Source organism: Kocuria palustris, assembly GCF_016907795.1.
GTDB lineage: Bacteria > Actinomycetota > Actinomycetes > Actinomycetales > Micrococcaceae > Kocuria > Kocuria palustris.
The window spans coordinates 717,906-744,814 of record NZ_JAFBCR010000001.1; the positions used below are offsets into that span (position 1 = coordinate 717,906).

Sequence of the window (26,909 nt, forward strand, 5' to 3'; positions counted from 1 at the left end):
GCTCGGACCGTAGGAGGGCATCCATTGCCGAGTGCGCTGGGGCACTCATCGTTCGGCACTCATCGGATGTCCATCAGCTTCTTGCTCGCTTCCCCATCAAGTGCATCCTGTGTCCTCAGTCCCATGCCGTACGGGATGAGGTCATCTTCCGGCCGCAGTGCGGACTGCGGCGGTCGTACTGGTGCTGCCGTCCCGATCGCCCTGGAGGATCTGCTCGATCAGCAGCGCCTCGTCCTGGATCGGAACGGATCGCCGGAAGGCCCGATTGAAGGCTCTCCGTCGAAGGGCCCTGTCCGCGCATTCGCGCGAAGGGTGCAGCCACGCTCCGCGACCTCCGAGCCGACGCGCGGGATCAGGAACCACGACGGGCTCCTGCTCTCCTGCGACGAGGCTCAGACGCACGAGCCGGTCCTGGCCGACGACCTCGCGGCAGCCGATGCAGGTGCGCTGCGGAACGTGTCCCACGTGTGTACGCACCTCTTCCTGCCGGATCCGCGAGGGCCGAGCGCTCCTGCTGGAGGCGGGCACGGCTGCGGCTGGACCGACGACCATCCTACTCCTCCCTGGACGCCCGCGCAGTATCGCCGCGCACAGCGCACTCCGGGCCGGCCCGAACGGCCAGAGGGATCGGGACCATCCGATGCCCGGGGGCTGCCCTCTCCCGTGCCGTCGAGCCGGGCGCAGCGGAGGCCGGGCCTCGCGATCCGCTCAGGCCTCGCGGCGCTGGCGGTCGTCCGACTCCGAGAGGATGTCGATCCGCCATCCGGTCAGCTTGGCTGCGAGGCGGGCGTTCTGCCCCTCCTTGCCGATGGCCAGCGACAGCTTGCTGTCGGGGACCACAGCGCGGGCCGAGCGGCCGCGCTCGTCGAGCACGTCCACACGCACCACGCTCGCCGGCGACAGCGCGGCGGCGATGAAGCGGGCGGGGTCGCCCGACCAGTCGACGATGTCGATGTTCTCGCCGCCGAGCTCGTTCATCACCGCGCGCACGCGGGTGCCCATCTCGCCGATGCACGCGCCCTTGGCGTTGATCCCCTGAGTGTTGGCCACGACCGCCATCTTGGTGCGGTGGCCGGCCTCGCGGGCGATCGCCATGATCTCGACGTCGCCCTGGGCGATCTCCGGGACCTCGAACTCGAAGAGGCGGCGCACCAGGTCCGGGTGGGAGCGCGACAGGGTGATCGACGGCCCCTTGGGACCGCGCTTGGCCTCCACGACGAAGGCGCGGATCCGGCTGCCGTGGGTGTACTTCTCGCCGGGAACCTGCTCGTGCGGGGGCAGGACGCCCTCCACGGTGCCCAGATCGATCTGGATCATCTGGGGGTTGCGGCCCTGCTGGATCTGCCCGGAGACGATCTCGCCCTCACGGCCCTTGAAGTGGCCCAGCACGGTGTCGTCCTCGACGTCGCGCAGCTTCTGCACGATCACGCTGCGAGCCGTGGAGGCGGCGATGCGCCCGAAGCCGGAGGGGGTGTCGTCGAACTCGCCCACCCGGTTGCCATCCTCGTCGACCTCGGCGGCCCAGATGGTCACGCGACCGGTCTTGGTGTCCAGCTCCGCGCGGGCGTCCTTGATGGCCCCGGGCGAGCGCTGGTAGGCGAGCACGAGCGCCTGCTCGATGGTGGGGATCAGCAGATCCAGCGGGATGTCGCTCTCGCGCTCCAGCATGCGCAGGGCGCTCATATCGATGTCCATCGAGGGGCCTTTCCGGATCGAGCCGATCGGGCTCCCCGCCGCGCGAGGACCCCGAGTGCGACGACAGCGCACCGTCCGGTGGGACGGAACGCTGTTCGCGGGTCTATGACGGCGCTGCGCGGGTGCCTGCGAAGGGTGCTCGAGGCCCTCGGCGCCGCCGGTGTCAGCCAGGCAGTCTACACCGGTGCGCTCACCACCGCCCCGGCGGGACGAGCAGCTCAGTCCTCGACGCGGACCCGGGCCTGCTTGATCTGCGACAGGTCCCAGGTCTCCGGGTCCTGCAGCTTGATGGGCATGCCCTTCTTGACCTGGGTGCTGCGCTGCAGGGTGACCTGCTCGCCCTGGACCTCCAGCACGCGGGCCTCGAAGCTGCGCCCGTGCGTGGTGCGATCCACCGGCTGCACGTCCACGAGCCGGCCGATCGAGCGCCGCCAGTGCCGCGGGCGCTCCAGCGCGCGGGCGGCCCCGGGCGAGGAGACCTGGAGCTCGTAGGCGGGACCGTCGACCGGATCCGTGCGGTCGAGCTCCTCCGAGACGGCCTGCGATGCGCGGGCGATGTCCTCCATGTCGACGCCGTCGGTGCGGTCCTCCGGCAGATCGACCAGGACCTGCACGATCCGCTGGGAGCCCGAGCCCTCCACCTCGACGTCCTCCAGGAACAGGCCCTGAGCCTCGACGACGGGGCTCAGCAGCTCCTGCAGCTTGGCCGCCAGCGGGTCCTGGGCGGGGTGCTCGCTCACGATGTCCTCCTGCGTCTTGGGGTAGTCGGTGCGGGACCGGCCGCGTTCGGGCAGCTTCTCCGCATCCCGCTCCCGGCACGCGGGCCGAGTCCGAGCCGCCGAGAGCGCTTGTGCGCACGAGCGTAGCGGCTGGCTGGGACAGCCCGACCCACCGCCGCCCCCGGGTGCGACCTACCATGGGCGCACATGAGCCCGAGCGGGATGCCCCGCCTGAGCAGCAAGGAGCCTCCCGGCATGAAGCTGACCTCCCGCGGCCGAGCCGCCGCGATCGTCGCGGCGGCTCTGGTCGTGATCCTTCTGGCGGTGCTGATCTGGCGGCTGGGCCCGGGGCGTCCCGCCGACGACGGGGAGATCGCCGTGGCACAGGTCTACCGGGACACCGAGCAGCTGCTGGACTCGGAGGGCCTCGACGAGCTTCCCCAGGCGCAGCAGGACGAGCTGCGAGCGGAGCTGCAGGACCAGCTCGACGCGCTGCAGCCCTCCCAGCGCGCGCTCGAGGCCGCCGACGAGCAGGGGGCACCCGCGGGCGTGAGCCAGGCCGACTACGTCCCCGGCCTGCCAGGCGCCTTCCTGTCCAGTGCTCGGATGACCGTCCACGGCCCGTCCGCACCGCCCGAGCAGCAGGTCGTCCTCAGCTCGATCGCCGCCCATCGCGCCGCCACGGCTCTGGAGCTCGGCGCCGACGCGAAGAAGGTCGAGCGCGCCGTCCCCGAGCTCACCGGTGACGACGCCCTGCCGGCCGCGCAGGACGGCCAGGACCCGGCGCCGACGGCCGCGGGAGAGTCGCCGCATCCCGAGCTGGCCCTGGCCCGCCAGCTCGGACAGGCCAGGGACGCGGCCCGGACCTGGTCGCGCCTGCCGTCCCACCAGAGGCCGGACTCCTCAGCTTGGGCAGAGGCCCTGCTGCCGGTCCAGGACAGCGACTGGCTCGCCGCCCTCGAGCAGCGCCACCCGTCCGTGATCGACGGCTCCCCCGGCATGCCCGAGGGCTTCCGCGACGATCCGGATGCCGCCCGCGACCGGCTCGTGGATCAGCTCCAGGACAACGCCCTGGCCCAGATCGCCGCGGCATCCGATCCCCAGGCCCAGGAGCTCGACTCCCCCTCCCCCGACCCCGGCACTGCGGTGCTCATGCGCCTGGCCATCGCCCGGGCGCAGGACGACCAGCCCGTGGGGCCGCTGCCCGGTCTTCAGGACTGAGGCCGCACCGCAGCAGATCGCGAGGGGGCCCGAGCCGTGCGGCTCGGGCCCCCTCGTCATGGGTGCGACGGACTCAGCGGCCGATCTCGGCCAGGACCTCCGCGACGACGTCCTCGCGGCGGATCTCGCGGGAATCGCTCGTGGCCCGATCCTTGATCTCGAGCAGGCCATCGGCCAGCCCGCGGCCGATCACGAGCATGCTCGGCACGCCGAGCAGCTCGAAGTCGCCGAAGCGCACGCCCGGGGAGACCTTCTTCCGGTCGTCGAACAGCACCCTGACGCCCGCCTCCTCGAGCTGGGCGACGATCTGCTCGGCCGCCTCGGCGGCCTCCTCGCCCTTGCCCGTGGGGACCACGTGGATGTCCGCCGGGGCCAGGTGGCGCGGCCAGATGATGCCCTTGTCGTCGTGGTTCGACTCCACGAGCGCGGCCACCGCGCGGGTGACGCCGAAGCCGTAGGAGCCCATGGTCACCACGACCTGCTTGCCGTTCTGGTCCAGGACCTTCAGCCCCAGGGACTCGGCGTACTTGCGCCCGAGCTGGAACACATGGCCCATCTCGATGCCCCGAGCGGCCTCCAGCGGCCCGGAGCCGTCCGGGGCCGGGTCGCCGGGCAGCACCTCGGCGCACTCGACCGTGCCGTCCCAGGTGAAGTCGCGGCCGGCCACGAGGTCGTAGACGTGTCGGTCGGCGATGTTCGCACCGGTGAGCCAGCGCGAGCCCGGGACCACGCGGGGATCCACGTAGTAGGGCAGCCCGGTGGTCGACTTCACGCCCAGCAGCGGCTCCTCCAGGTTCAGGCCCGGACCCAGGTAGCCCTTGACGATCTGCGGGTGCTTGGCCAGATCGGCCTCCGTGGCCTGCTCGACCTCGACCTCTCCCCCGACGCCGATCAGGGCGCCGATCCCGGCCTCGACGCGTTTGAGATCCACGCCGCGATCGCCCGGCAGCCCGATGACCACGAGGCGCCGCTCGCCCTCCGGGGTGGTGACGGCGAGCACGACGTTCTTCAGCGTCTCAGCGGCCGACCAGGGGCCGTCGTCCTTGGGGTGCATCTCCTCGGAGCGCTGCACAAGGGTCTCGATGGTGGCGGAGTCCGGCGTGTGCTCCACATGCGCCTCCGGCTGGCCCTCGAGCGGCAGGGAGTCCGGCACCACGGTGGTCACGGCCTCGACGTTGGCCGCGTAGCCGCCCGGCGAGCGCACGAAGGTGTCCTCGCCGATGGGCGTGGGGTGCAGGAACTCCTCCGAGCGCGAGCCGCCCATGGCCCCGGAGGTGGCGGCGACGGCCACGACGGGCAGCCCGAGCCGGTCGAAGAGCCGGACATAGGCCTCGCGGTGCAGGCGGTAGGACTCCTCCAGGCCGGCGTCGTCGATGTCGAAGGAGTACGAGTCCTTCATGATGAACTCGCGCGAGCGGATGAGCCCGGCCCGGGGGCGGGCCTCATCGCGGTACTTGGTCTGGATCTGGTAGAGCCGCACCGGCAGGTCCTTGTACGACGAGTACAGGTCCTTGACCAGGAGGGTGAACATCTCCTCGTGCGTGGGCGCCAGCAGGTAGTCCGCGTCCTTGCGATCCTTGAGGCGGAAGAGGTTGTCGCCGTAGTCCTCCCAGCGGCCGGTCGCCTCGTAGGGCTCGCGCGGCAGCAGGGCCGGGAAGTGGACCTCCTGGGCCCCGATCCCGGCCATCTCCTCGCGGACGATCTCCTCGACCTTCCGCAGAACGCTCAGCCCCAGCGGAAGCCATGTGTAGATCCCCGGCGCGGCTCGGCGGATCAGCCCGGCGCGGACCATCAGACGATGGCTGGCGACCTCGGCATCGACCGGGTCTTCGCGCAGGGTGCGCAGGAACAGGGAGGAGAGGCGCAGTGCCACAGGCGCTCCGTTTCACAGGTCGTCACGTTCGGCACCGCCGATGAGCGGCGCCCTTCCGGCGGTGCGCGGTGCCGTCAGCATTGACGTCCGGGTCCGGATCCCGCCCATCCTAGCCCCGACGGCCCGCTTCCGCGGGCGTCCGGACAGCGCGCTGTCAGGCCACGCAGCACCACGATCCGGGACAGGGCGGGAACGACGACGGCCCGAGGAGCACCTGGCGCTGCAGGTGCTCCTCGGGCCGTCGAGCCGGTGCGGCTCCCGTCAGGGGCCGGACGCTCCGGAGGCTGCGACTCAGCCCTCGGAGAGGGCGGTCGCGACCTCCTCGAGCAGCGCGGCATTGTCCGGGGCGGGATCGCCCTCGAACTGCCCCGTGTCGACCACCGTGATCACGGTGTTGCCATAGGCCATTCCGGCGGTGGAGACGGACTCGCCCTCGATCTCCACGGTGGCCTCGTAGGCGCTGTCGGCGCCCTCGACCTCGAGATCCGAGGTGGACAGCTCAGCGGATCCGGAGGTGCCGTCCGCAGTGACCTCGACCTCGCCGCAGCCATCGGCGGCGTCGCGGTCGGCCTGCAGGGCGTCCTCTGCGGCGGCGGCGTCATCGAAGGTCTCGGCCGAGACCATCAGGGAGCCCTCCTGATCCACAGCCAGGACGCCGTCCGTGTCATGGACTCCGCCCAGCAGGGCGTTCAGGAACGGGTCCTGGCAGCTGGCGGGCGAGACGGCGAAGTCCTCCCCGAAAGCCTCCAGCAGATCTTCCTCCGGATCGGTGCCGGTGGAGGCGAGCTGGTCGGCGGTGATCGCCATGAGCTGGGCGCCGTTGACCTGCGTGGACAGGCTGCTGAGCAGGTCGGAGTCCGAGAGGTCCTCCGGGGCCTCGCCGGAAGCGGCAGAGCTGGAGGAGGAGTCCGAGGACTCGGACTCGTCCTCGGAGGCCGATGCGTCGTCCGAGGCGGACTCGTCCTCCGAAGCCGACTCGTCATCCGACGACTCCTCGTCGGTGGACTCCGCACTCTCCTCCGAGGCCTCGGTGGTCTCCTCGGGGGCGCTCGACTCGGGGGCCGAGCTCTCCTCGGAGGACGACGAGCTGTCGTCCCCGCCCTCGTCGTCGGTGGACTGGACGCAGCCGGTCAGCGCGAGCGCCGCGATGGCGGTGCCGGCGAAGAGGGCGCGGAAGCGAAGCTGTGCTGCCATGGGGGTTTCAGCCTTTCGTGGGTCCGGACGACGAGCGCCGGAGGCGAGCTCAAGGATGCGGGATCTGCCCGACGAGGCGCCGCTATGACGGATGACACCTCATGGGATCACTATCGCACATTCGCGCACGCGCGTCGGCAATGTTTCTTCAGCGCCGCGCCCCACGCTCACCCCGCAGCCTCTGCTCCACCTGGCCGTCGACATCCGAGCTGCGCACCGTCCGCTCGACGACGGCCGCACCCGCAAGCGTCGCGCGGGTGCGGTCGTCGTGCTGCGAAGCCGTCACGGTCAGGACTCCGAGTCGGAGGCCTCCGCAGATGCCTCATCCGAGGCGCCCTCCGACGGCTCGGCCGGACCCTCGACGAAGGTGGGTGCGATCTCCTCGAGCATCGAGGTGTAGTCGGTCGGCTCGGCGCTCTCCTCACCGCCCATGCCCGCGCTGGGATCCGAGATCGAGACGACGACGTTGCCGACGCTCATCATGGCGGTCGAGGTCGTGCTGGTCTGCCCCTGGGCCTCGACCTCGGCGTCCTGCGAGATGGCCGCGCCGGCACCCTCCACATCGACCTCCTCGGTGGTGGTCTTGATCCCCATCTCCTCGCCCATGAGGGTCATGGTGACGTCGCCGCAGTCCTTGTAGGCATCGCGCAGGCCGTTGACGTGGTCGTCGGCCGCCTCCTTGGAGTCCATGGGGTAGGCCGTGACGGAGACGCCGTCGGCAGTGGCGCCCATGACCGAGTCCTCCATGACGTCCTCGAGCAGGCCGCCCGTCAGCTGCCCCAGGAGCGGATCCTGGCACTCGGCCGGATCGATCTCGGCCTCCTCGAGGATGCCCTCCATCATGGAGATGCCCTCCTGGCTCATGTCCTCGCCCACGGCATCTGCCGCCGGAGTGACATTCGACAGCTCCTCGCCGTCGACCGTGGAGGCCGCCAGCGTGGACTCGACCTGCTCGGTCGTGTAGTCGGTGGGAGCCTCAGGCGCGGCGCTCTCCTCGCCGCCCGAGGAGTCGTCTCCCCCGCCGCCGCCGCCGGCGCAACCGGTGAGGGCGAGTGCGGCGATGGCGGTGCCTGCGAAGAGAGTGCGGAAGCGAAGCGATGCTGCCATGGGAGGTCCCAGCCTTTCGACGGCTCCGGGCGACGAGCGCCGGAGAAGAGCTTCATGGATGCGGGCGACGGCCGCCCTGAGGTGCGTGTGATGCACGCCACCTCATGTTGATAACTATCGCACACGCAACAGCCCCCGCCGGAATGTTTCACCGGCGGGGGCTGTATGACTTCGAAAGGAAAAGCGTCGAGGCGGCTGCCCCGTCCTCGGGATCAGGACTGCGAGGCGGTCTCGAACAGGGACCGCATGCCCTCGAGACCATCCTTGGTCTCCTGGCTCTGCGAGCTGCTGAGGCTGGAGACATCGGGGACGGAGTCGCCGCCGCCCTGGCCGCATCCGGTGAGGGCGAGCGCCGCGATGGCGGTGCCCGCGAAGAGGGTGCGGAAGCGCAGCTGCTGGGCCATGGCGTGAGGGCCTTTCGTAGGCTCGCCGTTCGGCGGGTGCGCTCGGGAAGGCAGACGAGCGAGTCGGGACGAGCTGCTCGGCGTCGAATGCCGGGAGCAACAAAAACTATTGTGAACCTGCCGCGCGAACCGGCACTCCGGCCTCAGAAGAGCACGGTCGCGAAGGTCCCGTGCCGCTGGAATCCCACCCGCCCGTACGTCCGCAGCGCGGCGGTGTTGTAGTCGTTGACGTAGAGGCTCACGGCCTGGAAGCGCTGCAGCGCCTGTTCCACGACGGCGGCCATGCAGGGAGCCGCCAGCCCCCTGCCCCGCAGCTCGGGGCGCACCCACACGCCCTGGATCTGGCAGACATCGCCCGCCGCGGCGCCGAGATCCGCCTTGAAGTCCACCCGACCGTCGCGCATCAGCACGAAGGTGCGCTGCCGGGCCAGCAGCTGCTGGACGCGGCGGACATAGGACTCCCTGCCCTCCACGTACGGGGAGAAGCCGACCTCCTCCTCGAACATGGCCGCACTGGCCGGCAGCACGGCTTCGATCTCGCCGGGACGCCCCAGGCGCACCTCGGGATGCCCTTCGATCGCAGGGGCCTGATCGATGCTCAGCAGCGGCTGGCACTGCCGAATGGCGAACGGCTCGCGCCAGCGGCGCTGCACCGCTGCCCATAGCGCCAGGACGTCGTCGCGGGGGCCGAAGAAGGAGGCTCGGGCCTGGCGCGCGCCGACCAGGTGCGCACCGACGGCCTCCGCCCCTCCCTCCCCCAGATGGACGGGGACCACGTTGGAGCCGACCCAGCAGGCGCCCGAGAGCTCGAGCGAGCGCCCCGCTGCGCCGGGGCGGGGACGATGACCGCGTGCGAGTCCGACGACCGGCTGCGTCGCGCGGGAGGGCACGTCGCGCAGCTGCGCCACGTGCTCGGCGACGAACACCGAGGAGATCGGATCCTGTCCGAGGAGCCGGTCGAGCTCCGAGCGCGGAACGGTGTGGGGCGGGACGAGCCGCGTCTGCGCGTTCGAGAAGAGCTTCACCCGACGGTGACGGTGGGCGAGGCGCCGGACTCCTCGTCCTCCTCCAGGCCCATCTCCTCTGCGACGCGGTTGGCCTCGGTGATCAGGGTCTCCACGATCTGATCCTCCGGGACGGTGCGGATGACCTCGCCCTTCACGAAGATCTGGCCCTTGCCGTTGCCGGAGGCCACGCCCAGATCGGCCTCGCGCGCCTCACCGGGACCGTTGACGACGCAGCCCATGACGGCCACCCGCAGCGGCACCGTCAGGTCCTTGAGCCCCTCGGTGACGTCGTCGGCCAGCTTGTAGACATCCACCTGGGCCCGCCCGCACGACGGGCAGGAGACGATCTCGAGCTTCTTGGGACGCAGGCCCAGCGACTGCAGGATCTGGGCGCCGACCTTGACCTCCTCGACCGGAGGAGCCGACAGCGAGACGCGGATCGTGTCGCCGATGCCCTGGGAGAGCAGGGCGCCGAAGGCCGTGGCGGACTTGATGGTGCCCTGGAACGCCGGACCGGCCTCCGTCACGCCCAGGTGGAGGGGCCAGTCGCCGCGCTCGGCCAGCAGCTGGTAGGCGCGCACCATGGTCACGGGGTCGTTGTGCTTGACCGAGATCTTGAAGTCGTGGAAGTCGTGCTCCTCGAACAGCGAGGCCTCCCACTGCGCGGACTCGGCCAGCGCTTCCGGGGTGGCCTTGCCGTACTTCTCCATGAGGCGCCTGTCGAGCGAGCCCGCGTTCACGCCGATGCGGATCGAGACGCCGGCGTCCTTGGCCGCACGGGCGATCTCGCCGACCTGGTCGTCGAACTTGCGGATGTTGCCCGGATTCACACGCACTCCGGCGCAGCCTGCGTCGATCGCGGCGAAGACGTACTTGGGCTGGAAGTGGATGTCCGCGATCACCGGGATCGGGGACTTCATGGCGATGATCGGCAGCGCGTCGGCGTCGTCCTGGGAAGGGCAGGCCACGCGCACGATGTCACAGCCGGCGGCGTTGAGCTCGGCGATCTGCTGCAGCGTGCCGTTGATGTCGGTGGTGGGCGTGGTGGTCATGGACTGCACGCTCACCGGGGAGTCCGAGCCCACACCCACCGAGCCCACGCGGATCTGCCGGGTCTTGCGGCGAGGCGAGAGGACGGGAAGGGGTGCGGCGGGCATGCCCAGGCTGACCGGACTCACAGTTGGCTCCTGATTGCGTCGAGGATGGATCGGCCTCCATTGTGCCCCAGTGGTCAACCCGGTTCGTCCGCGGAGTGAGCCACGGCTCATGCCTGACTGCGGCGCCTCAGAGCAGCTGCACCGGCTCAATCAAATCTGCCAGCACCAGCACCGCGGTCATCCCGAGCATGGCCAGCGAGACGGCGTAGGTCATCGGCAGCAGCCGCAGCGGATCGAACGGCCCGGGGTCCCTGCGGCCCAGCACGCGCGCGGCGGTGCGGCGGATCCGCTCCCACAGCGCACCGGCGATGTGCCCGCCGTCCAAGGGCAGCAGCGGGATGAGGTTGAAGGCGAACAGGGCCAGGTTCACCGACCCCACCAGCCCCACCAGGGTGGCGGTCTTCTCCCGCAGCTCGAGCTGATCCGTGCTGGCGACCTCACCGGAGATCCGCCCCACGCCCACGACGGACATGGGCCCCTCCGGGTCGCGCGGGGCGTCCGTGAAGGTCGACACGGCCACGTTCCACACGTTGACCGGCAGCCGGATGAGCCCGCCGGCCACGCGCTCCAGACCGTTCAGCACCTCCCCCGGCACCGCGCTGATCGGCTGCGGGGTCAGCTCGGTGAGCGATGAGGCACCGATGAATCCCACGTCCTGCATGACGTAGCGCCCGTCCTCCACGATCGGGGCACCGGTGGAGTCGACGGCCGGACGCGAGGTCTCCACCGGAGTGATCGTGGTCGAAGCGCGCTCGCCGTCGCGGTCGTAGACGACCTCGATCGGCTGGCCGGCCCCCTCCCGGACGATCTCGGTGAGCTCGTCCCAGGACTCGACCCGGCTGCCGCCCAGGGACACGACGACATCTCCGGGGCGCAGCCCCGCCGCGTGCGCCGGAGCCGCGGGGTCGTCCTGCGCGCACTCCCCCTCGGAGGCCGGTGCGGACTGGGAGGCGGCGGCCGGGTCCACGGCCTGCACGCAGCGGCTCACCGTGGCCAGCGTGGTGGTGGGCTGCTGGGAGCCGAAGCCCGTGACGAGCACCGTGATGCACACGATCGCGATCAGCAGGTTCATGATCGGCCCGCCGAGCATGATCACGATGCGCTTCCACACCGGCAGGCGATAGAAGGCCCGGTCCTCGTCCCCCGGCAGCAGCTGGGCCGCTGCCACGGGTCGGGTCTGCGACGTCATCTGCTGCATGACCCCGGTGGAGTCCACGCCGGCTCGGTGGCCGGCCACCGGCGGATACATGCCGACCATGGCCACGTAGCCGCCCAGGGGGACGGCCTTGATCCCGTACTCCGTCTCCCCGCGCACCCGCGAGAACAGCGTGGGCCCGAAGCCCACCATGTACTGCATCACCCGCACCCGGAACAGCTTGGCGGGCAGCAGGTGTCCCACCTCGTGCAGGGCGATCGAGGCGATGAGGGCCAGGGCTGCCAGCAGGACGCCGAGGACGAAGATCAGGACGGTCACGCGCATATCCCACCACACCGGCAGGACGGCACAGCGGTTGCCTCGCCCTTGGGCTTCCGTGGGCTTCGCCCGTCGTCGTGGTCCCTCAGGACGGGGCCCGGGGAAGGATGAGGATCACGACGACGGGCGCGGGTCCGGCTCCCCTGGAGGAAGCCGGGCCCACGCCCGTGAGGCGGTGCCGCTGACGGGTCAGCGGCGCATGATCCTGCGCGCCATGGCGTTGCCGACGAACTGCACGGTCTGCACCAGGACGATGATGACCGCGACCGCAGCCCAGGTGACCTCGTCGTTGAAGCGCTGGTAGCCCAGCCGCAGCGCGAAGTCGCCCAGACCGCCAGCGCCGATGGCACCGGCCATGGCGGACATGTCGGTCACACCGATGACCAGGAACGTGTAGCCGAGCACCAGAGGGCCCAGGGCCTCCGGCAGGATCACCGTGGTGATGATCCGGAACCGCGAGACGCCCATGGAGCGAGCCGCCTCGATCACACCGGGATCCACCGACATGAGGTTCTGCTCGACGATGCGCGCGACCGCGAACAGGGCGGCGATCGTCATGGCGAAGATCGCGGCGTTCTGCCCGAGCCTGGTCCCGATCACCGTCTCCGTCAGCGGGCCGAGGGCCGCCAGCAGGATGATGAACGGGATCGGCCGCACGAAGTTCACGATCAGGTTGATCGCGGTGTTCAGCGGGCGGTTCGCATAGATGCCGCCCGGACGCGTGACGTACAGCGCGACGCCGAAGACCAGGCCCAGGAACCCCGCGATGATCATGGTCACCACGACCATGTAGAGGGTCTCGCCGATGGACGTCAGCAGCTGAGGGCCGAGAACGGACCAGTTGGTCATGCCGACACCTCCTTCACGGTCGTGGCCTCTGCAAGCCGGGCGATCGTGTCCTCCACGGCCTGCGGCTCGCCCAGCAGCTCGACGGTCAGGGAGCCGAAGGACTGCTCTTGCAGCACCGACACCCCGCCGAACACGATCCTGAAGCCCACGCCGCGCTCAGCGGCGGCGCGGCTGAGCACCGTGCCGACATCGACGCCCTCGCGGATCTCCATGACCACCAGGCGGCCGTCGTGGCGCGCGCGCAGGTGCGCGAGCTCCTCGGCGTCCGGCTCGGCGTGGACGACGGTGGAGACGAAGCGACGGGTCGTGGGCGACTGCCCGGCCGAGAAGATCTGGGCCGTGGGGCCCATCTCGACCACGCGTCCGCTGTCCATGACCGCGACGCGATCGGCGATCGAGCGCACCACGTCCATCTCGTGGGTGATCAGCACGACCGTGATCCCGAACTCCCGGTTGGCCCGGCGCAGCAGCGCCAGCACCTCCTGGGTGGTCTCCGGGTCCAGTGCGGAGGTGGACTCGTCGGCCAGCAGGATCTTGGGGTTGGCAGCCAGCGCCCGGGCGATGCCCACGCGCTGCTTCTGCCCGCCCGAGAGCTGCTCGGGGTAGTTGCCCGCCCGCTCGGAGAGCCCGACGAACTCGAGCAGCTCCTTCACGCGCGCCCTGCGATCGGCCGCCGACCAGCCCGCCTGCTTCAGCGGGTACTCGACGTTGCCGGCCACGGAGCGCGACGTGAACAGGTTGAACTGCTGGAAGATCATGCCGATGTCGCGACGGATCGGGGCCAGCTGATTCTCGGTGCGGCCGTCGACCCGGCGGCCGTCGACCTCGACGACGCCGGAGGTCACCGGCTCCAGGCCGTTGATCAGGCGCACGAGCGTGGATTTGCCGGCACCCGAGTAGCCGATCACGCCGAAGATCTCGCCTCGGCGGATGTCGAGGGTGACATCGTCGACTGCGGTCACGTCCCGCTTGGTCCTGCCCTTGCCCGTGGTGAAGGACTTGGTGACGCCGTCGAAGCGCACGATCGCCTCGGTCTCGGGCCCGGGCCGACGCCGCTGCGTGTCAGCGGCGTCGGCCACCGGCTCGCTGTCGGGGTGGAACTGCTCGGCCGGGGTCACTTCTGGAGGTCCTCCTCGTAATCGGAGAGGACCTGCTCCAGCTCCTCCTGCGAGAGGTCCATGGTCACCGCGGTGCCCTTGCTGTCCTCCTTCTCGGCCTCCTCGACCTCCGGGGTGTGGAAGAGATCGGCGACCTTGTGGAGGGTCTCGTCGTCCTTGTTGGCCTCGGTGGTGGCAAACAGGTTCACGTACGGACGGGCGTTCTCGTTCTCGGCGCCGTCGGAGGCCAGGGCCGAATCGGGATCGATGTCGCCGCGGGCCAGGAAGTCGTTGTTGATGACGGAGCCAGCCACGGAGTCCAGGGACAGCACGGTCTGCTCGGCCGAGACCGGGGTGACGGAGACCTTCGAGGCCTCGGTGTCGATGTCCGACTCGGTCGGGGCGGTGGTGTCCGAGGTGAACTCGACCAGGCCGTTGGCCTGCAGCAGCAGCAGCGCGCGCGACTGGTTGATCGAGTCGTTGGGGATGGCGATCTCGTCGCCGTCCTGGATGTCCTCGAGCGACTCGTACTTGTTGGAGTACAGGCCCAGCGGGTAGATCGAGGTCGAGGCGATCGGGGTGATGGTCTCCCCGGAGCTGTTGTTGTAGTCCGCCAGGTACGCGATGTGCTGGAACCAGTTCATGTCGACGTCGCCGGAGACGGTCGCCGGGTTGACCTGGCTGTACTCGGAGAGCTCGACCAGCTCGACGGTGATGCCCTCCTCCTCGGCCTTCTCCACGAGGGCCTCGTTCACGGGGGTGGTGCCGACGACGCCGATCTTGATGACCCCGTCGTCGTAGGGGGCCTCATCGGAGTCGCCGCCGCCGCAGCCGGCGAGGGTCAGGCCGAGGACTGTGGTCACGGCCAGGGCGGAGAGACGGTGTGCGCGCATGGGAGGGGTTGCCTTTCGTTCAGCGAGCTGTCCGATCCCATCGGGGTGACCGGCGGCGCTGAACGTCAGGCGTGCGCATCGATGCTGCGCACGAACCCAAATCCGTGCTTGCCGCGGTGCGGAACCGGAGCCGGATGGTCATCTGGGGCACCCCACCACGGTGAGAGGGTTGCCGTCCGGCCAGCCAGAGCTTCGCGCCGGATCTCGTCATCCGGCGCAGATCCTAGCATCTGAGTCCGGTGCGGGCGAGCCCCCCACGAGGCCTGGCACGGGCTCTGGCTCAGGCACCGACTGCACGTCGGCCGCGTCCCGGAGGCCGGCTCATCGACGCCTCTGCCTCACCAGCTCATCAGCGCGGGAGCGAGCCCAGGCCTCGGCTGCCAGCACCGATTCGAGGCTCAGCTCGTCGATGGGCTCATGCTCCCGCACGACTTCGGCCACGAGCTCGACGATCTCCAGGAAGCCCAGGCGCCCGGCGTGGAAGGCCAGGACCGCCTGCTCGTTCGCGGCGTTGAACACGGCAGGGCCGGTGGACCCGGAAGCCGCCGCCTCCTTGAGCAGACGCACCGCTGGGAAGGCCTCCTCATCCAGCGGCTCGAAGCTCCAGGTCGCCGCCTGAGTCCAGTCGCACGGCGAGGCGGCGCCCGGGACCCGATGCGGCCAGCCGAGGCCCAGCGCGATCGGCAGGCGCATGTCCGGCGGGGAGGCCTGAGCCATGGTGGAGCCGTCCACGAACTGCACCATCGAGTGCACGACGGACTGCGGGTGCACCACCACGTCGATGCGCTCCAAGGGGATATCGAAGAGCAGGTGGGCCTCGAGGACCTCGAGGGCCTTGTTGACCATGGTCGAGGAGTTCGTGGTCACCATCAGCCCCATGTCCCAGGTGGGATGTGCCAGGGCGTCCTGCGGGCGCACGTCCCGCAGGGAATCGCGCGAGCGCCCGCGGAAGGGTCCGCCGGAGGCCGTCAGCACGAGCCGATCGACCTCTGCCGACGCGCCGCTGCGCAGCGCCTGGGCCAGGGCTGAGTGCTCGGAGTCCACGGGGATCAGCGGGTCGTCGTGCGGGGAGGCCTGCGCGGCCCGGCGCACCAGCTCACCGCCGGCGATCAGCGACTCCTTGTTGGCCAGGGCCAGCAGCTTGCCGGCCTCCAGGGCGGCAAGGGTGGGGGCCAGCCCGATCGAGCCGGTGATGCCGTTGAGGACGAGATCGGCCTCCGGCGCTCGCGCCGCCTGCACGGCGGCCTTCGATCCCGCGAGGATCTGCGGGGAATAGTCCTCCCCCAGCGCCAGGACCCGCGAGGCGATCATGCGCTCGAGCAGCGCCGCGTCCTGGACATCGCCGGACGTCGCCACGAGCGGGGCCCGGGTCTCGACGGCCTGCTCCGCGAGCAGCTCGAGGTTCGACGAGCCGGCCGCCAGGGCCACCACCCGGAATGGGTCCTGCTGATCGGCCGACGCCGCGGCGGTGCGCACGACGTCGAGCGCCTGTGTGCCGATGGAGCCGGTCGAGCCCAGGATGCAGATGCGGCGCTGGGACTCGGCCCACAGGGGAGCCTCGGGTGCGGGACGCTGTTCGCTGGAGATCTCGGACATGGCTCCAGTATGCCGACCTGCCTCCAGCGTTGCCGGAGCGCGTTGGACGCGCCCCCCTTCCGCGCACGCCCCCTGGCCCGGAGGAGACGAAGCGCCCCGCCCCTCTCGACGAGGGACGGGGCGCTTGCAGGTGCTGCGGAACGCGTCGGCTCAGCGCTCGACGGCACCGCCGCGGCTGCCCTTGGTGAGGGCGCCGTAGATGAACAGCACGACGAGCGCGCCGATGATGGCGAGCACGATCGAGCCGATGGACAGGGTGCTGCCGGCCTGGTGCAGGCCCGGGATGACCATGGCGATCAGGCCGCCGACGAAGGCGCCGACGATGCCCAGGATGATGGTCATCACGATGCCGCCGCCCTGCTTGCCGGGCATGATGAGCTTGGCGATGGCGCCGGCGATGATGCCGAGGACCAACCAGGCGATGATGGATCCGATCATGGTGCTTCTCCTCTTCCGGGACGCCAGTGCGACGTCCCTGAACTGGGGGTCGAGTGCTCAGACTGCTGAGCATCTACTTGAGAGTATCCCCTGAGCGGCTCGAGGCGAGCATCCTTGCCCCGAGCCGCTGAGGCGTCTCTCACACTTCGCTCAGATGCACTTGTGCGTCGAATCGCCCCAGGTCAGCCCCGAGATGATCCGAGAGCCGCGCAGCTCAGTGATCGACTGGGGGCTCGGCCCCGACTCCCGTCATGGAGCGGACTTCCATCTCGGCCTGCTTCTCGCGGTTCTCGCGGCGGCGCTCCGTGAGCGAGCCGATGATGGCCAGCAGGAAGCCGACCGGGATCGAGACGATGCCCGGGTTGGTCAGCGGGAACCAGGCGAAGTCGGCGCTGGCGATCATGGAGGTCTCCGCCCCGGACATCACCGGGGAGAAGATGATCAGCACGACCGCGGTGATCAGGCCGCCGTACATGGACCACACCGCGCCGCGGGTGGTGAAGCGCTTCCAGTACAGCGAGAACAGGATCGTGGGCAGGTTCGCCGAGGCTGCGACCGCGAAGGCCAGGGCCACCAGGAAGGCGACGTTCTGCCCCTGCGCACCGATCCCGCCCAGGACGGCCACGACGCCGATCACGACCACGGTGATCTTGCCGACCCGCAGCTCCTCCTTGCCGGTGGCCTTGCCCTTCTTGATCACGTTGCCGTAGATGTCGTGGGCGAACGACGCCGATGCCGTGATGGCCAGACCCGCCACGACCGCCAGGATCGTGGCGAAGGCGACGGCTGCGATGAATCCGAGCAGCAGGGATCCGCCGAGCTCGTAGGCCAGCAGCGGCGCCGCCGAGTTCACTCCGCCCGGAGCCGCCGCGATGCGGTCGGCGCCGATCAGGGCCGCGGCCGCATAGCCGAGCACCAGGGTGAAGAGGTAGAAGGTGCCGATCAGCACGATGGCCCAGACCACCGACTTGCGGGCCTCCTTGGCCGTGGGGACCGTGTAGAAGCGCATCAGCACGTGGGGCAGGCCCGCCGCGCCGAGCACGAGGGCCAGGCCGAGGGAGACGAAGTCGAGCTTGGTGACCTCGCTGAGCCCGTAGCGCAGCCCGGGCTCCAGGATCGCGTGGTCGCCTGCGGTGTCCACGGCTCCCCCGAGCAGGCCGGAGAAGCTGAAGCCGAACAGCGCCAGTGCCCACACCGTCATGACCGCCACGCCGGCGACCAGCAGGCAGGCCTTGATGATCTGCACCCACGTGGTGCCCTTCATGCCGCCGATCAGCACGTAGGCGATCATCAGGACGCCCACGGCCAGGATCACCACGGACTGCCCGGTGCGGGAGGTCACCCCCAGCAGAAGGGACACGAGCGCACCCGCGCCTGCCATCTGCGCCAGGAGGTAGAAGAGCGTGACGCTGAGAGTGGAGATCGACGCCGCCATGCGCACGGGGGTCTGGCGCAGGCGGAAGGACAGGACGTCCGCCATCGTGAACTTGCCCGTGTTGCGCAGCGGCTCGGCGATCAGCAGCAGAGCCACGAGCCAGGCCACGAAGAACCCGATCGAGTACAGGAAGCCGTCGTAGCCCTGCACGGCGATCGCGCCCACGATGCCGAGGAACGACGCGGCCGAGAGGTAGTCGCCGGCGATCGCCAGGCCGTTCTGGGTGCCGGTGAAGGAGCGGCCTCCGGCGAAGTAGTCGGCCGCGCTCTGCGTGGACTTCGAGGCGCGGATGACGACGACCAGGGTCACCGCCACGAAGGCCAGGAAGATCGACATGTTGATCCAGGGCGATCCGACCGTGCTCGAGGAGGTCTCTGCCAGGGAGATCTGGGGGCTCATGGGTTCAGGCCTCCTGTCCGGTGCTGCGGGAGCGGGAGGCGAAGTCGCCGGCCTCGAGATCGGCGCGGATGTCCTGCGCCTGGCTGTCGAGGTTCTTGTTCGCGAAGACCACGTAGGCCGCGGTGATGCCGAAGGTCGTCACGAACTGCAGCAGGCCCAGGATCACTCCGAGGTTCACGTTGCCGAGCACCTCGCGGCCCATGAAGGACGGCGCGTAGATGGACAGCAGGACGTAGAGGAAGAACCAGACGAGGAAGAACACGGTCATGGGGAACACGAAGCGGCGGTGCGTGCTGCGCAGGGACTGGAACTGAGGCGAAGCCTGGGCCGCCATGAAGTCCTCTGCCGTCGGCTCCGCGATGCGGGGCTGGTCGGCCACGGGGATCCTCTCGATGAAGAGTCGACGTGAGCTCTGTTACTCACAGGTGTGACACACACCATAATCAGCGATCTTCAAGGTTGAGGGCGCCACTCCGAGAAATGGCATCGAGTTGCCAAGACTTCCCCCGGCCGGCGCTCAGTCCAGGATCAGCCCCAGGTCCACGAGGGCGTCCAGGAAGGCATCGACCTGGTTCTCCTCGTACACGTCCTGGCCGTAGGCGGGGTCGAACACCGCGCGGCGGATCATGTCGACATCCGGGGCCTGCTGGCGATCGATCTCGGTGAGCACCGTCTCGCACAGCTCATCGACCTGTCGGGCGCTGTAGCCACGGGTCGAGGCCGACGACGGGGCGCGGAAGCGGTGTCCGCTCGGACGGCGGAGCCGGCCGTAGATCTGCTCGAGCCGGCGGTCCATGCGGTCGTCCCAGGCCTGGGGGCCGTCCTCCGCCTGACGGCGCCGGGCATGGGGTGCGGCCGCACGGTCCTCGAGCCGGTCGATCGCCGCGTCGACCTCGGCGGGGATGTAGCCGCCGCGCTGACGCCGGAAGGTCGCGGTGCGCAGCGTCTCGGGCTCGGGAAGCACGGTGTCGTCAGGCTCGTCATCCCCGGGGCCCGAGCCGAGCAGCGGGAGCAGCAGGGCGTCGACGTCGGCGACGCGGTAGCCCCACGAGCGCGAGGCGACCCGTCCCAGGCCCAGGCCGTCCTGCGGCGCCTGCGCGCCTGCGGTCCCCTCGGCGTCAGGGGTGTCGGCTGCGGTGCTCATGACGGATCAGCCTCCTTGGCCGAGCCTGCCGACCGCGACCAGCAGCTCGAAGACCACGTAGCCCACCGGGATCGCGAAGAGGATCGAGTCGATGCGGTCCATGACCCCGCCGTGGCCGGGAAGGAGGTCGCCCATGTCCTTCACCCCGAGCTCGCGCTTGACCATGGACTCGGAGAAGTCGCCGAGTGCGGAGACGATGACGAGGAAGAAGGCCAGGACGGTGCTGTGCCACCAGGGGACGTCGAGCATGAGCGCGCCCAGCACCGTGCCGAGCAGGAGGGAGCCCAGCATGGACCCGGCGAAGCCCTCCCAGGTCTTCTTGGGGCTGATCCGCGGTGCCATGGGGTGCTTGCCCCACAGCACGCCGGCGATGTATCCGAAGGTGTCGTTGCCGACCGCCATGAGGATCACGAGCAGGACCTTGGCGGGGCCCTCCGGGGCGTGGAACAGCAGGACCGCCAGCGAGATCAGCAGGCCCGCCCAGGTCACCGCGAACAGCGACGACATCACGGACAGGACCATGCCGTCGGTCCGCCCGAAGACGCGGCAGAGGATCACGACGGTGCAGACCAGGATCAGCGCGATGATCAGCGCCTCGGACCCGCCGACGAAGGCGGCCAGCGGCAGCACGGCCGCGCCCACGGCGGCGGGAGTGCGAGGCACCTTGATGCCGCCGCGGGCCAGGGAGCCGCAGACCTCCCACACGCCCAGGCCCGCGGCCGCGGCGGCCAGGAGGGCGACCACCGGCGGCACCAGGAACAGGCCGACGAGGAGCACGACGATCAGCCCCGCGCCGACTCCGATCGCGGCAGGCAGATTGCGGCCTGCGCGGGAGGTCTTCTGGGCGGGGGCGGACGACGGCTCTTCGACGACGGTGGGCATCAGACCTTCAGCAGCTCTGCTTCCTTGTTCTTGGCCGCGGTGTCGATCTGCTCCGAGGCCTTCTTGGTCAGGGCGTCGAGCTCCTTCTCGGCGCGCTTGCCCTCGTCCTCGCCGATCTCCCCGTCCTTGACGAGCTTCTCGATGGCCTCCTTGGCCGTGCGGCGGATGCTGCGCACCGAGATGCGGCCGTCCTCGGCCTTCGAGTGCACGATCTTGACGTAGTCGCGGCGGCGCTCCTCCGTCAGCTCCGGCATGACCACGCGGATCACGTTGCCGTCGTTGGCCGGGTTGGCGCCGACGTCCGAGTTGCGCAGCGCCTTCTCGATCTCACCCAGGGCGGAGCGGTCGTAGGGCGTGATGAGCAGCGTGCGGGCCTCCGGGTTCTGGAAGGACGCCAGCTGGTTCAGCGGCGTGGGGGCCCCGTAGTACTCGACCGTCACGTTGGCGAACAGGGAGGGGTTCGCCCGTCCGGTGCGGATGGCGGCGAACTCGTCGGCAGCGTGCGCGACGGCCTTGTCCATGCCGGTCTTGGCTTCGTTGTGGATCTCGTCGATCACTTCAAGCTCCTTGCGTGGTCTGCGGGATCGGTGCGAGGTCCGGACCGATCAGGTGGGCAGCGCGGCTGCGGGCACTGAGGCCCAGTCTAGCGAGGCGAGTGCACGCGCCGCGGGACGACGGCGGCTCAGACGGTGATGAGGGTGCCCATGTCCTCGCCCAGGATCGCGCGCGTGACACTGCCCTCGCCCTGCATGCCGAAAACGCGCATGGACACGTTGTTGTCCCGGCACAGCGAGAACGCGGTCTGATCCATCACGCGGATGTTGCGGGTGATGGCCTCGTCGTAGGTCAGCGACTCCAGGCGCACCGCCGAGGGGTCCACGTTGGGGTCGGCGGTGTAGACGCCGTCCACGCCGTTCTTGCCCATCAGGACCTCGTCGGCCTCGATCTCCAGGGCGCGCTGGGCGGCGACGGTGTCCGTGGAGAAGTAGGGCAGGCCGGCTCCGGCGCCGAAGATCACCACGCGGTCCTTCTCCATGTGCCGGATCGCCCGCCGAGGGATGTAGGCCTCTGCGACCTGCTCCATGGAGATGGCCGACTGGACGCGGGTGTCCACGCCGCACTGCTCCAGGAAGTCCTGCAGCGCCAGGCAGTTCATCACAGTGCCGAGCATGCCCATGTAGTCGGCGCGCGAGCGGTCCATGCCTGCCTGGGAGAGCTCTGCCCCGCGGAAGAAGTTGCCTCCGCCGACGACGATCGAGGTCTCGACCTGTCCGACCGTGGCGGCGATCTGCTCGGCGATGTTGCGCACCACCGAGGTGTCCACGCCCACGCGGCCGCCGCCGAACACCTCGCCGGAGAGCTTCAGCAGGATGCGGCGACGCTGCCCTCGCTCCCCCGGGCTCGTGGCCGAGCGATCGGTCTCGCGACCTGCGCGCAGCGCTCCGTCGCGGATCTCCGAGGGGGTGGTGGTGGGCATGGTGCCTCCTGGCAGTCGCTGACGTGCCCCGCGGCGATGGGCGAGGCCGCGGGCGCCGCGGCCGTGTCACGGCCGCTGGGCACGGACCAGCATAGCGGCCAGCTAGGACCTGCTCTGCGGCACGCACCGGGCTCTCCCCGCACGGCGAGCTCGGTCGACGGGAAGCAACGGTGCAGACCAGGCCGGAGGCAGGCTCCGCAGACGACGAAGCGCCCCCGCCCGGTCCCGTGAGGGGCGCGAACGGGGGCGCTTGTGCGCTGAAGCGCTGCGGATCAGGCGCCGACGCGGAAGCGGGCGAACGCCTTGGGGGTCGCACCGGCGGCCTTCAGGACGGCGCCGACGGACTGCTTGGCGTCCTTGGCGAAGTCCTGGTCGACCAGCACGTTCTCCTTGTAGAAGCCGTTGAGGCGACCCTCGACGATCTTGGGGAGGATCTGCTCCGGCTTGCCCTCGGCCTTGGCGGTCTCCTCGGCCACGCGGCGCTCGTTCTCGACGGTCTCCGCCGGGACGTCCTCGCGGGTGAGGAAGTTCGGGGACAGCGCAGCGATGTGCACGGCGACGTCGTGAGCGGCCGTCTCGGCCTCGGCGCCCTGGCCGTCCACGGCCAGCAGCACGCCGACCTGGGCCGGGAGGTCCTTGGAGGTGCGGTGCAGGTACAGCTCCACCAGCGGGGCCTCGACGCGGGCGATGCGGCGCACGACGACCTTCTCGCCGAGCAGCGCGCCGGTCTCGGTCACCAGGTCGGAGACCTTCTGACCGTCGACCTCGGCGGCCAGCAGGGTGTCCAGATCCTGGGCGTCGACGGCCACGGCGGCGTCCATGACCTTCTCGCCGAAGGCCACGAACGGCTCGGCCTTGGCCACGAAGTCGGTCTCCGAGTTGACCTCGACGAGGTAGCCCTTCTGGCCCTCGACGCGGCCGACGACGATGCCCTCGGCGGTCGCGCGGCCCTCGCGCTTGGAGACGCCCTTGAGGCCCTTCACGCGGATGATCTCGAGGGCCTTCTGCTGATCGCCGTCAGCCTCGTCGAGGGCCTTCTTGACGTCCAGCATGCCGGCGCCGGTGCGCTCGCGCAGTTCCTTGATGTCCTTGGCGGTGTAGTTCGCCATGTGAGCTCCTTGATCGATCGTCGCCCTGTGCAGACCGTCGACGGTCCGCTCCGAGCGTGCTCCGCTCCCGATGATGCGGGATCGGAGCGAATGTCAGGTGAACAGCGGGTGGGATCGTCTCCGCCCGCGGGCTCCGTCCGGCGCCGGTGAGGGCACCGGACGGAGAGAGGATCAGCTCTCGGTGGACTCGGCGGCCGGGGCCTCGGCGGTCTCGGCCTCAGCGGCCGGAGCCTCGGTCTGCTCGCCGGCAGCGGCGACCTTGGCGGACTCGGCGGCCGACTCGGCGGACTTCTCAGCCTCGGCGGCGGCGTTGTGCTGCTCGAGCAGCTCGCGCTCCCACTCGGCCATGGGCTCCTCGGGAGCCTCCGAGCCGCCCTTGGCACCGCCGCGGGCCAGCAGGCCCTCGGCGACGGCGTCGGCGACCACGCGGGTCAGCAGGTTCACGGAGCGGATGGCGTCGTCGTTGCCCGGGATCGGGAATGTGACCTCATCCGGATCGCAGTTGGTGTCCAGGATCGCGACGACCGGGATGCCAAGCTTCTGCGCCTCGTCGATGGCGAGGTGCTCCTTCTTGGTGTCCACGACCCAGACCATGGAGGGGGTCTTGGACAGGTTGCGGATGCCGCCCAGGGTGCGCTCCAGCTTCTCCGCCTCGCGGCGCATGAGCAGGAGCTCCTTCTTGGTGTACTGCGAGCCGGCGACGTCGTCGAAGTCGATCTGCTCGAGCTCCTTCATGCGGTCGATCCGCTTGGAGACCGTGGAGAAGTTGGTGAGCATGCCGCCGAGCCAGCGGTGGTTCACGTAGGGCATGTTCACGCGGGTCGCCTGCTCGGCGATGGTCTCCTGCGCCTGCTTCTTGGTGCCGACGAACAGGATGGTGCCGCCGTGGGCGACCGTGGACTTGACGGCCTCGAACGCGCGGTCGATGTAGGCCAGCGAGCCCTGGAGGTCGATGATGTAGATGCCGTTGCGCTCGGTGAGGATGAAGCGCTTCATCTTCGGGTTCCAGCGACGGGTCTGGTGGCCGAAGTGGACGCCGTTGTCGAGCAGCTGGCGCATGGTGACGACAGACATGTCGTGCTCCTTCGTTTCTGCGCTCGCGCACCCCTGGTCCGGGCATGCGGAGCGCGGTCTGCGGTTGGTCGACGTGTCCGCCGGGTCGGCGGATCGTCCCTGGCGCACCGCGTGGGGCGGCCCCGGGAACCGGGGGGCTGCTCTCCGTCCGCCGCCTGCGACCGGGAGGCCGAGGACCGTGGCGGGCGGGTCGGGTCTGCGAGAGGACGGAGCCTGTCGGATCCCGACGACGATGCGCGCGAAGTCAGTGCCCAGCGCCGCCGCCGGTACCTGAATCAGGCATGCTGACAGCGCATGTGGTGACACTGCGGAACCAGGGTACTACATGAACCGCGTCATGACGGGCCAGGTGCGGGGACTCCACAGGCGCCTGTCCGGGCCGCGACGCGGGGCTCGAGGCTCCGCTGCATCCACAGTCGGAGCCGCGCTGCCGCGATCCACCGCATCCTGCCCGCATGAACGCACTCGCCTCCCACGCAACCGCTTCCGCCGGCCCCGAGCAGCCCTCGCCGTCCCCCAGGGCCCGAAGATCGCGCAGCACGCTGCTGGTCGCGGCTGCGGTGCTGGTCAGCTGGGCGCTGTCCGCTCCGGCGACTCCCCCATTGGCACATGCCGCCTCCGGCCAGCCTGTCCGAGCTGCGGCGATCTCCACCGCGCTGCCGCTGGTCCCGGGCTCCCTCGATGCCGCCGATCAGCAGCTGCTGGCCGCCGTGCACGGGACCTGGCAGTGGCCCGTGACCATCCAGCCCAGGGTGGTCCGCGACTTCGATCCGCCGTCCGAGCGCTGGCTGGCTGGGCACCGAGGCGCGGATCTGACCGTCGGCCTCAACGGCGAGATCCTGGCCCCGGCGGACGGGCGCGTCAGCCACGTGGGCACGGTCGTGGACCGGGCGACCATCACCATCGATCACGGCGACGGCCTGCGCTCGAGCTTCGAGCCGGTCGAATCGGATCTGAAGAAGGGCGATCGCGTGCGCAAGGGACAGGTCATCGGCGTGCTCTCCGGCCGCAACCACTGTCTCACCACAGTGCGGGCCTGCGTGCACTGGGGCGTGCGCCTGGACGACGACTACGTCCATCCCCTGCCGTTCGTGGGGGCCCAGCGACCGTCGGTCCTGCTGCCCCTGCCATAGGCCGCGTCTGCCGCGCGAAGCGCCCCGAGCCAGGGTGCTCGGGGCGCTGAGGTTCGCTGCGTAGGGCGGGCGGGGCTTGAACCCGCGACCCAAGGATTATGAGTCCTCTGCTCTGACCAGCTGAGCTACCGCCCCTCGTCCGCCCCGGGCGCCTGCACTGCGGTGCGGACGCGAGGACGACGACTCGACAGTCTAGTCGAGCCGTCGGGTTGGGCTTGATCAGTCGCCCGATCCCGGGCCCGAAGCCGGCGGGACGATCGGGAGGGGTCCGGTCTGCGGCCAGGACCCCAGCAGCAGATCCGGGTCCACGCCGCGGTAGAGCTGCTCGAAGACATCGATCGTGGCCGAGAAGCTGTGCTCGGCGACCATCCTCCTGCTCGCCGCTCCCATCTCGCGGCGCCGATCCTCGGGGAGCTCGAGGAGCCGCAGCAGGAGTCTGCCCAGCTGCTCGTGATCACCGGGCGGGAACAGCCACCCGTTGACGCCCTCGTCGACCAGATGCGGAAGGGCGCGGGCGTCGGCGAGCAGAACGGGCGAGGACGCCGCCATGGCCTCGAGGGACACGAGGGACTGCAGCTCGGCGGTGCCGGGCTGGCAGAAGGCATCGGCGCGCAGGTAGGCCGCCCGCAGCTCCTCATCGGAGACGAATCCCCGGAACACGGTTCGATCCGCGATGCCCAGCTGCTGCGCCAGCTCGGCCAGCCGGTCGTACTCACCGCCCTGGCCCACGATCTCCACGCCGACGTCGCTGCGATCCGCGATGCTCGCCACGGCACGCAGCAGGACGTCGATGTGCTTCTCCGGGTCCAGCCGCCCGACGAACAGGACGGTCGGGCGGTCCCGCCGAGGCAGGACCTCCCCGGGCTTGAGGTCGTACTGAGCGGCGTCGATCCCGTTGGACAGCGCATGCATGGGGAAGTCGAAGCCGTTGGCTCGCATGGACTCCACCGCCAGCGGGGTGGGTGCCGTGACGACGTCGCAGCGGCGGAACACCGAGGCCATATCCCGCCACGAGAACCTGCGGTACAGGCGTCGGAGCGGGTCCGGCAGCGGGAGGTACTGCTCGATGTTCTGCGGGATGAAGTGATTGGTGCCGATCAGGCGGATGCCGCGCGACTGAGCCTCCTTGGCGAAGTACCTGCCCAGGATGTAGTGGCACTCGATATGCACCACGTCAGGGCGCAGCTCGTCCATCAGCCGGGAGATCTCGCCCCGCACCTCCCACGGGAAGCACAGGTGGAACGTGTCGTAGGTGAAGGCGGTGTGCGAGCGGAAGCGGTGCTCGGTGACCGCGCCGTCCATCCGGGTCATGGTCCGTCCCCTGCTGGGGCGCGGTGCGGCGATGTGGACGTCGTGGCCCCTGCCCGCCATGGCCTGCGCCAGGCGGTGGGAGAACTGCGACGAGCCGTTGATGTCCGGCGGGTAGGTCTCCGCCACCACCAGGACCCGAAGGCGCCCGTCGACAGGCTCCGGCACGCCGTCCAGCGGGAGCTCCGGGAGCATGTAGTCATCCCGGATCACCCCGCGGGGGT

Annotated in this window: 27 protein-coding genes, 1 tRNA gene and 1 riboswitch; of the genes, 2 read left to right on the forward strand and 26 right to left on the reverse strand. The window is 70.2% G+C overall.

The features are described from left to right. Window positions 1-141: 141 nt before the first annotated feature. The 3 genes from JOE55_RS03050 to JOE55_RS03060 form a co-directional block, all read right to left on the reverse strand. On the reverse strand, window positions 142-552 hold the full coding sequence (locus tag JOE55_RS03050; protein ID WP_006214466.1) for a YlxR family protein: 411 nt from the start codon (window positions 550-552) through the stop codon (window positions 142-144). 156 nt (window positions 553-708) lie between these two features. Beyond that, window positions 709-1,695 carry a transcription termination factor NusA gene (gene nusA, locus JOE55_RS03055; RefSeq protein ID WP_024290153.1) on the reverse strand — a complete coding sequence of 329 codons (987 nt, stop codon included), beginning with the start codon at window positions 1,693-1,695 and terminating at the stop codon, window positions 709-711. A gap of 218 nt (window positions 1,696-1,913) precedes the next feature. Next, complete coding sequence (locus tag JOE55_RS03060; RefSeq protein WP_061711541.1) at window positions 1,914-2,435, reverse strand: ribosome maturation factor RimP; 522 nt, start codon at window positions 2,433-2,435, stop codon at window positions 1,914-1,916. Between the two features lie 234 nt (window positions 2,436-2,669). On the opposite strand from JOE55_RS03060, the gene JOE55_RS03065 reads away from it, so the two are divergent. Next, window positions 2,670-3,635, forward strand: a complete 966-nt coding sequence (locus tag JOE55_RS03065) for a serine/threonine-protein kinase (RefSeq protein ID WP_204781990.1) — start codon at window positions 2,670-2,672, stop codon at window positions 3,633-3,635. A 73-nt stretch (window positions 3,636-3,708) separates the two neighbouring features. On the opposite strand, the gene JOE55_RS03070 is transcribed toward JOE55_RS03065, so the two are convergent. The 21 genes from JOE55_RS03070 to rpsB all read right to left on the reverse strand — a co-directional run bounded on the left by JOE55_RS03070 (window position 3,709) and on the right by rpsB (window position 24,244). Further along, the gene (locus tag JOE55_RS03070; RefSeq protein WP_204781991.1) at window positions 3,709-5,508 is read right to left on the reverse strand and encodes a proline--tRNA ligase; all 1,800 of its coding nucleotides are present in this window, start codon (window positions 5,506-5,508) and stop codon (window positions 3,709-3,711) included. 291 nt (window positions 5,509-5,799) lie between these two features. After that, complete coding sequence (locus tag JOE55_RS03075; protein ID WP_204781993.1) at window positions 5,800-6,702, reverse strand: hypothetical protein; 903 nt, start codon at window positions 6,700-6,702, stop codon at window positions 5,800-5,802. 148 nt (window positions 6,703-6,850) lie between these two features. Next, on the reverse strand, window positions 6,851-6,988 hold the full coding sequence (locus JOE55_RS03080; RefSeq protein WP_204781994.1) for a hypothetical protein: 138 nt from the start codon (window positions 6,986-6,988) through the stop codon (window positions 6,851-6,853). A gap of 2 nt (window positions 6,989-6,990) precedes the next feature. Next, window positions 6,991-7,809 carry a hypothetical protein gene (locus JOE55_RS03085; protein WP_204781995.1) on the reverse strand — a complete coding sequence of 273 codons (819 nt, stop codon included), beginning with the start codon at window positions 7,807-7,809 and terminating at the stop codon, window positions 6,991-6,993. Window positions 7,810-8,021: 212 nt separating this feature from the next. Continuing rightward, window positions 8,022-8,213, reverse strand: a complete 192-nt coding sequence (locus JOE55_RS03090; RefSeq protein WP_204781997.1) for a hypothetical protein — start codon at window positions 8,211-8,213, stop codon at window positions 8,022-8,024. 143 nt (window positions 8,214-8,356) lie between these two features. Then, window positions 8,357-9,238, reverse strand: coding sequence for a GNAT family N-acetyltransferase (locus JOE55_RS03095; RefSeq protein WP_204781998.1), 882 nt, complete (start codon window positions 9,236-9,238; stop codon window positions 8,357-8,359). Beyond that, complete coding sequence (gene ispG / locus JOE55_RS03100) at window positions 9,235-10,398, reverse strand: flavodoxin-dependent (E)-4-hydroxy-3-methylbut-2-enyl-diphosphate synthase (RefSeq protein ID WP_006214458.1); 1,164 nt, start codon at window positions 10,396-10,398, stop codon at window positions 9,235-9,237. The genes JOE55_RS03095 and ispG overlap by 4 nt, the downstream gene beginning before the upstream one ends. A gap of 106 nt (window positions 10,399-10,504) precedes the next feature. Next, window positions 10,505-11,851, reverse strand: a complete 1,347-nt coding sequence (locus JOE55_RS03105) for a M50 family metallopeptidase (protein WP_338125411.1) — start codon at window positions 11,849-11,851, stop codon at window positions 10,505-10,507. A 189-nt stretch (window positions 11,852-12,040) separates the two neighbouring features. Further along, complete coding sequence (locus tag JOE55_RS03110; RefSeq protein WP_006214456.1) at window positions 12,041-12,700, reverse strand: methionine ABC transporter permease; 660 nt, start codon at window positions 12,698-12,700, stop codon at window positions 12,041-12,043. Beyond that, on the reverse strand, window positions 12,697-13,779 hold the full coding sequence (locus JOE55_RS03115; RefSeq protein ID WP_204783184.1) for an ATP-binding cassette domain-containing protein: 1,083 nt from the start codon (window positions 13,777-13,779) through the stop codon (window positions 12,697-12,699). The genes JOE55_RS03110 and JOE55_RS03115 overlap by 4 nt, the downstream gene beginning before the upstream one ends. A 35-nt stretch (window positions 13,780-13,814) precedes the next feature. Then, window positions 13,815-14,690 (reverse strand): MetQ/NlpA family ABC transporter substrate-binding protein, encoded by an 876-nt coding sequence (locus JOE55_RS03120; protein ID WP_204782000.1) that lies wholly within the window; start codon window positions 14,688-14,690, stop codon window positions 13,815-13,817. A gap of 99 nt (window positions 14,691-14,789) precedes the next feature. Next, a riboswitch (SAM riboswitch) is annotated at window positions 14,790-14,902 on the reverse strand. 109 nt (window positions 14,903-15,011) lie between these two features. Continuing rightward, complete coding sequence (gene dxr, locus JOE55_RS03125; RefSeq protein ID WP_239546408.1) at window positions 15,012-16,286, reverse strand: 1-deoxy-D-xylulose-5-phosphate reductoisomerase; 1,275 nt, start codon at window positions 16,284-16,286, stop codon at window positions 15,012-15,014. Between the two features lie 150 nt (window positions 16,287-16,436). Further along, window positions 16,437-16,724: a GlsB/YeaQ/YmgE family stress response membrane protein gene (locus JOE55_RS03130; RefSeq protein WP_029643713.1), complete on the reverse strand. Its 288-nt coding sequence runs from the start codon at window positions 16,722-16,724 to the stop codon at window positions 16,437-16,439. A 214-nt stretch (window positions 16,725-16,938) separates the two neighbouring features. Then, window positions 16,939-18,558, reverse strand: coding sequence for a solute symporter family protein (locus JOE55_RS03135; RefSeq protein WP_204782001.1), 1,620 nt, complete (start codon window positions 18,556-18,558; stop codon window positions 16,939-16,941). Between the two features lie 4 nt (window positions 18,559-18,562). Continuing rightward, on the reverse strand, window positions 18,563-18,892 hold the full coding sequence (locus JOE55_RS03140) for a DUF485 domain-containing protein (protein WP_053448291.1): 330 nt from the start codon (window positions 18,890-18,892) through the stop codon (window positions 18,563-18,565). A gap of 183 nt (window positions 18,893-19,075) precedes the next feature. Further along, on the reverse strand, window positions 19,076-19,702 hold the full coding sequence (locus JOE55_RS03145; protein ID WP_204782002.1) for a DivIVA domain-containing protein: 627 nt from the start codon (window positions 19,700-19,702) through the stop codon (window positions 19,076-19,078). Window positions 19,703-19,708: 6 nt separating this feature from the next. After that, complete coding sequence (locus JOE55_RS03150) at window positions 19,709-20,584, reverse strand: phosphatidate cytidylyltransferase (protein ID WP_204782003.1); 876 nt, start codon at window positions 20,582-20,584, stop codon at window positions 19,709-19,711. After that, window positions 20,584-21,141 carry a ribosome recycling factor gene (gene frr, locus JOE55_RS03155; protein WP_006214447.1) on the reverse strand — a complete coding sequence of 186 codons (558 nt, stop codon included), beginning with the start codon at window positions 21,139-21,141 and terminating at the stop codon, window positions 20,584-20,586. Before frr ends, JOE55_RS03150 begins: the two co-directional genes overlap by 1 nt. 125 nt (window positions 21,142-21,266) lie before the next feature. Then, window positions 21,267-22,061, reverse strand: a complete 795-nt coding sequence (gene pyrH / locus JOE55_RS03160; protein ID WP_006214446.1) for a UMP kinase — start codon at window positions 22,059-22,061, stop codon at window positions 21,267-21,269. A 272-nt stretch (window positions 22,062-22,333) separates the two neighbouring features. Next, window positions 22,334-23,170: a translation elongation factor Ts gene (gene tsf / locus JOE55_RS03165; protein WP_204782004.1), complete on the reverse strand. Its 837-nt coding sequence runs from the start codon at window positions 23,168-23,170 to the stop codon at window positions 22,334-22,336. A gap of 171 nt (window positions 23,171-23,341) precedes the next feature. Beyond that, window positions 23,342-24,244, reverse strand: coding sequence for a 30S ribosomal protein S2 (gene rpsB / locus JOE55_RS03170; RefSeq protein ID WP_024290135.1), 903 nt, complete (start codon window positions 24,242-24,244; stop codon window positions 23,342-23,344). Window positions 24,245-24,699: 455 nt separating this feature from the next. Here rpsB and JOE55_RS03175 point away from each other — a divergent pair, with 455 nt between their 5' ends. Then, window positions 24,700-25,377 (forward strand): M23 family metallopeptidase, encoded by a 678-nt coding sequence (locus JOE55_RS03175; protein WP_204782005.1) that lies wholly within the window; start codon window positions 24,700-24,702, stop codon window positions 25,375-25,377. Between the two features lie 61 nt (window positions 25,378-25,438). Here JOE55_RS03175 and JOE55_RS03180 read toward each other — a convergent pair. Both JOE55_RS03180 and JOE55_RS03185 read right to left on the reverse strand, forming a co-directional pair. Further along, window positions 25,439-25,512 (reverse strand) — tRNA-Ile (locus JOE55_RS03180). Window positions 25,513-25,596: 84 nt separating this feature from the next. After that, complete coding sequence (locus JOE55_RS03185; protein ID WP_204783186.1) at window positions 25,597-26,880, reverse strand: glycosyltransferase; 1,284 nt, start codon at window positions 26,878-26,880, stop codon at window positions 25,597-25,599. Window positions 26,881-26,909 lie beyond the last annotated feature (29 nt).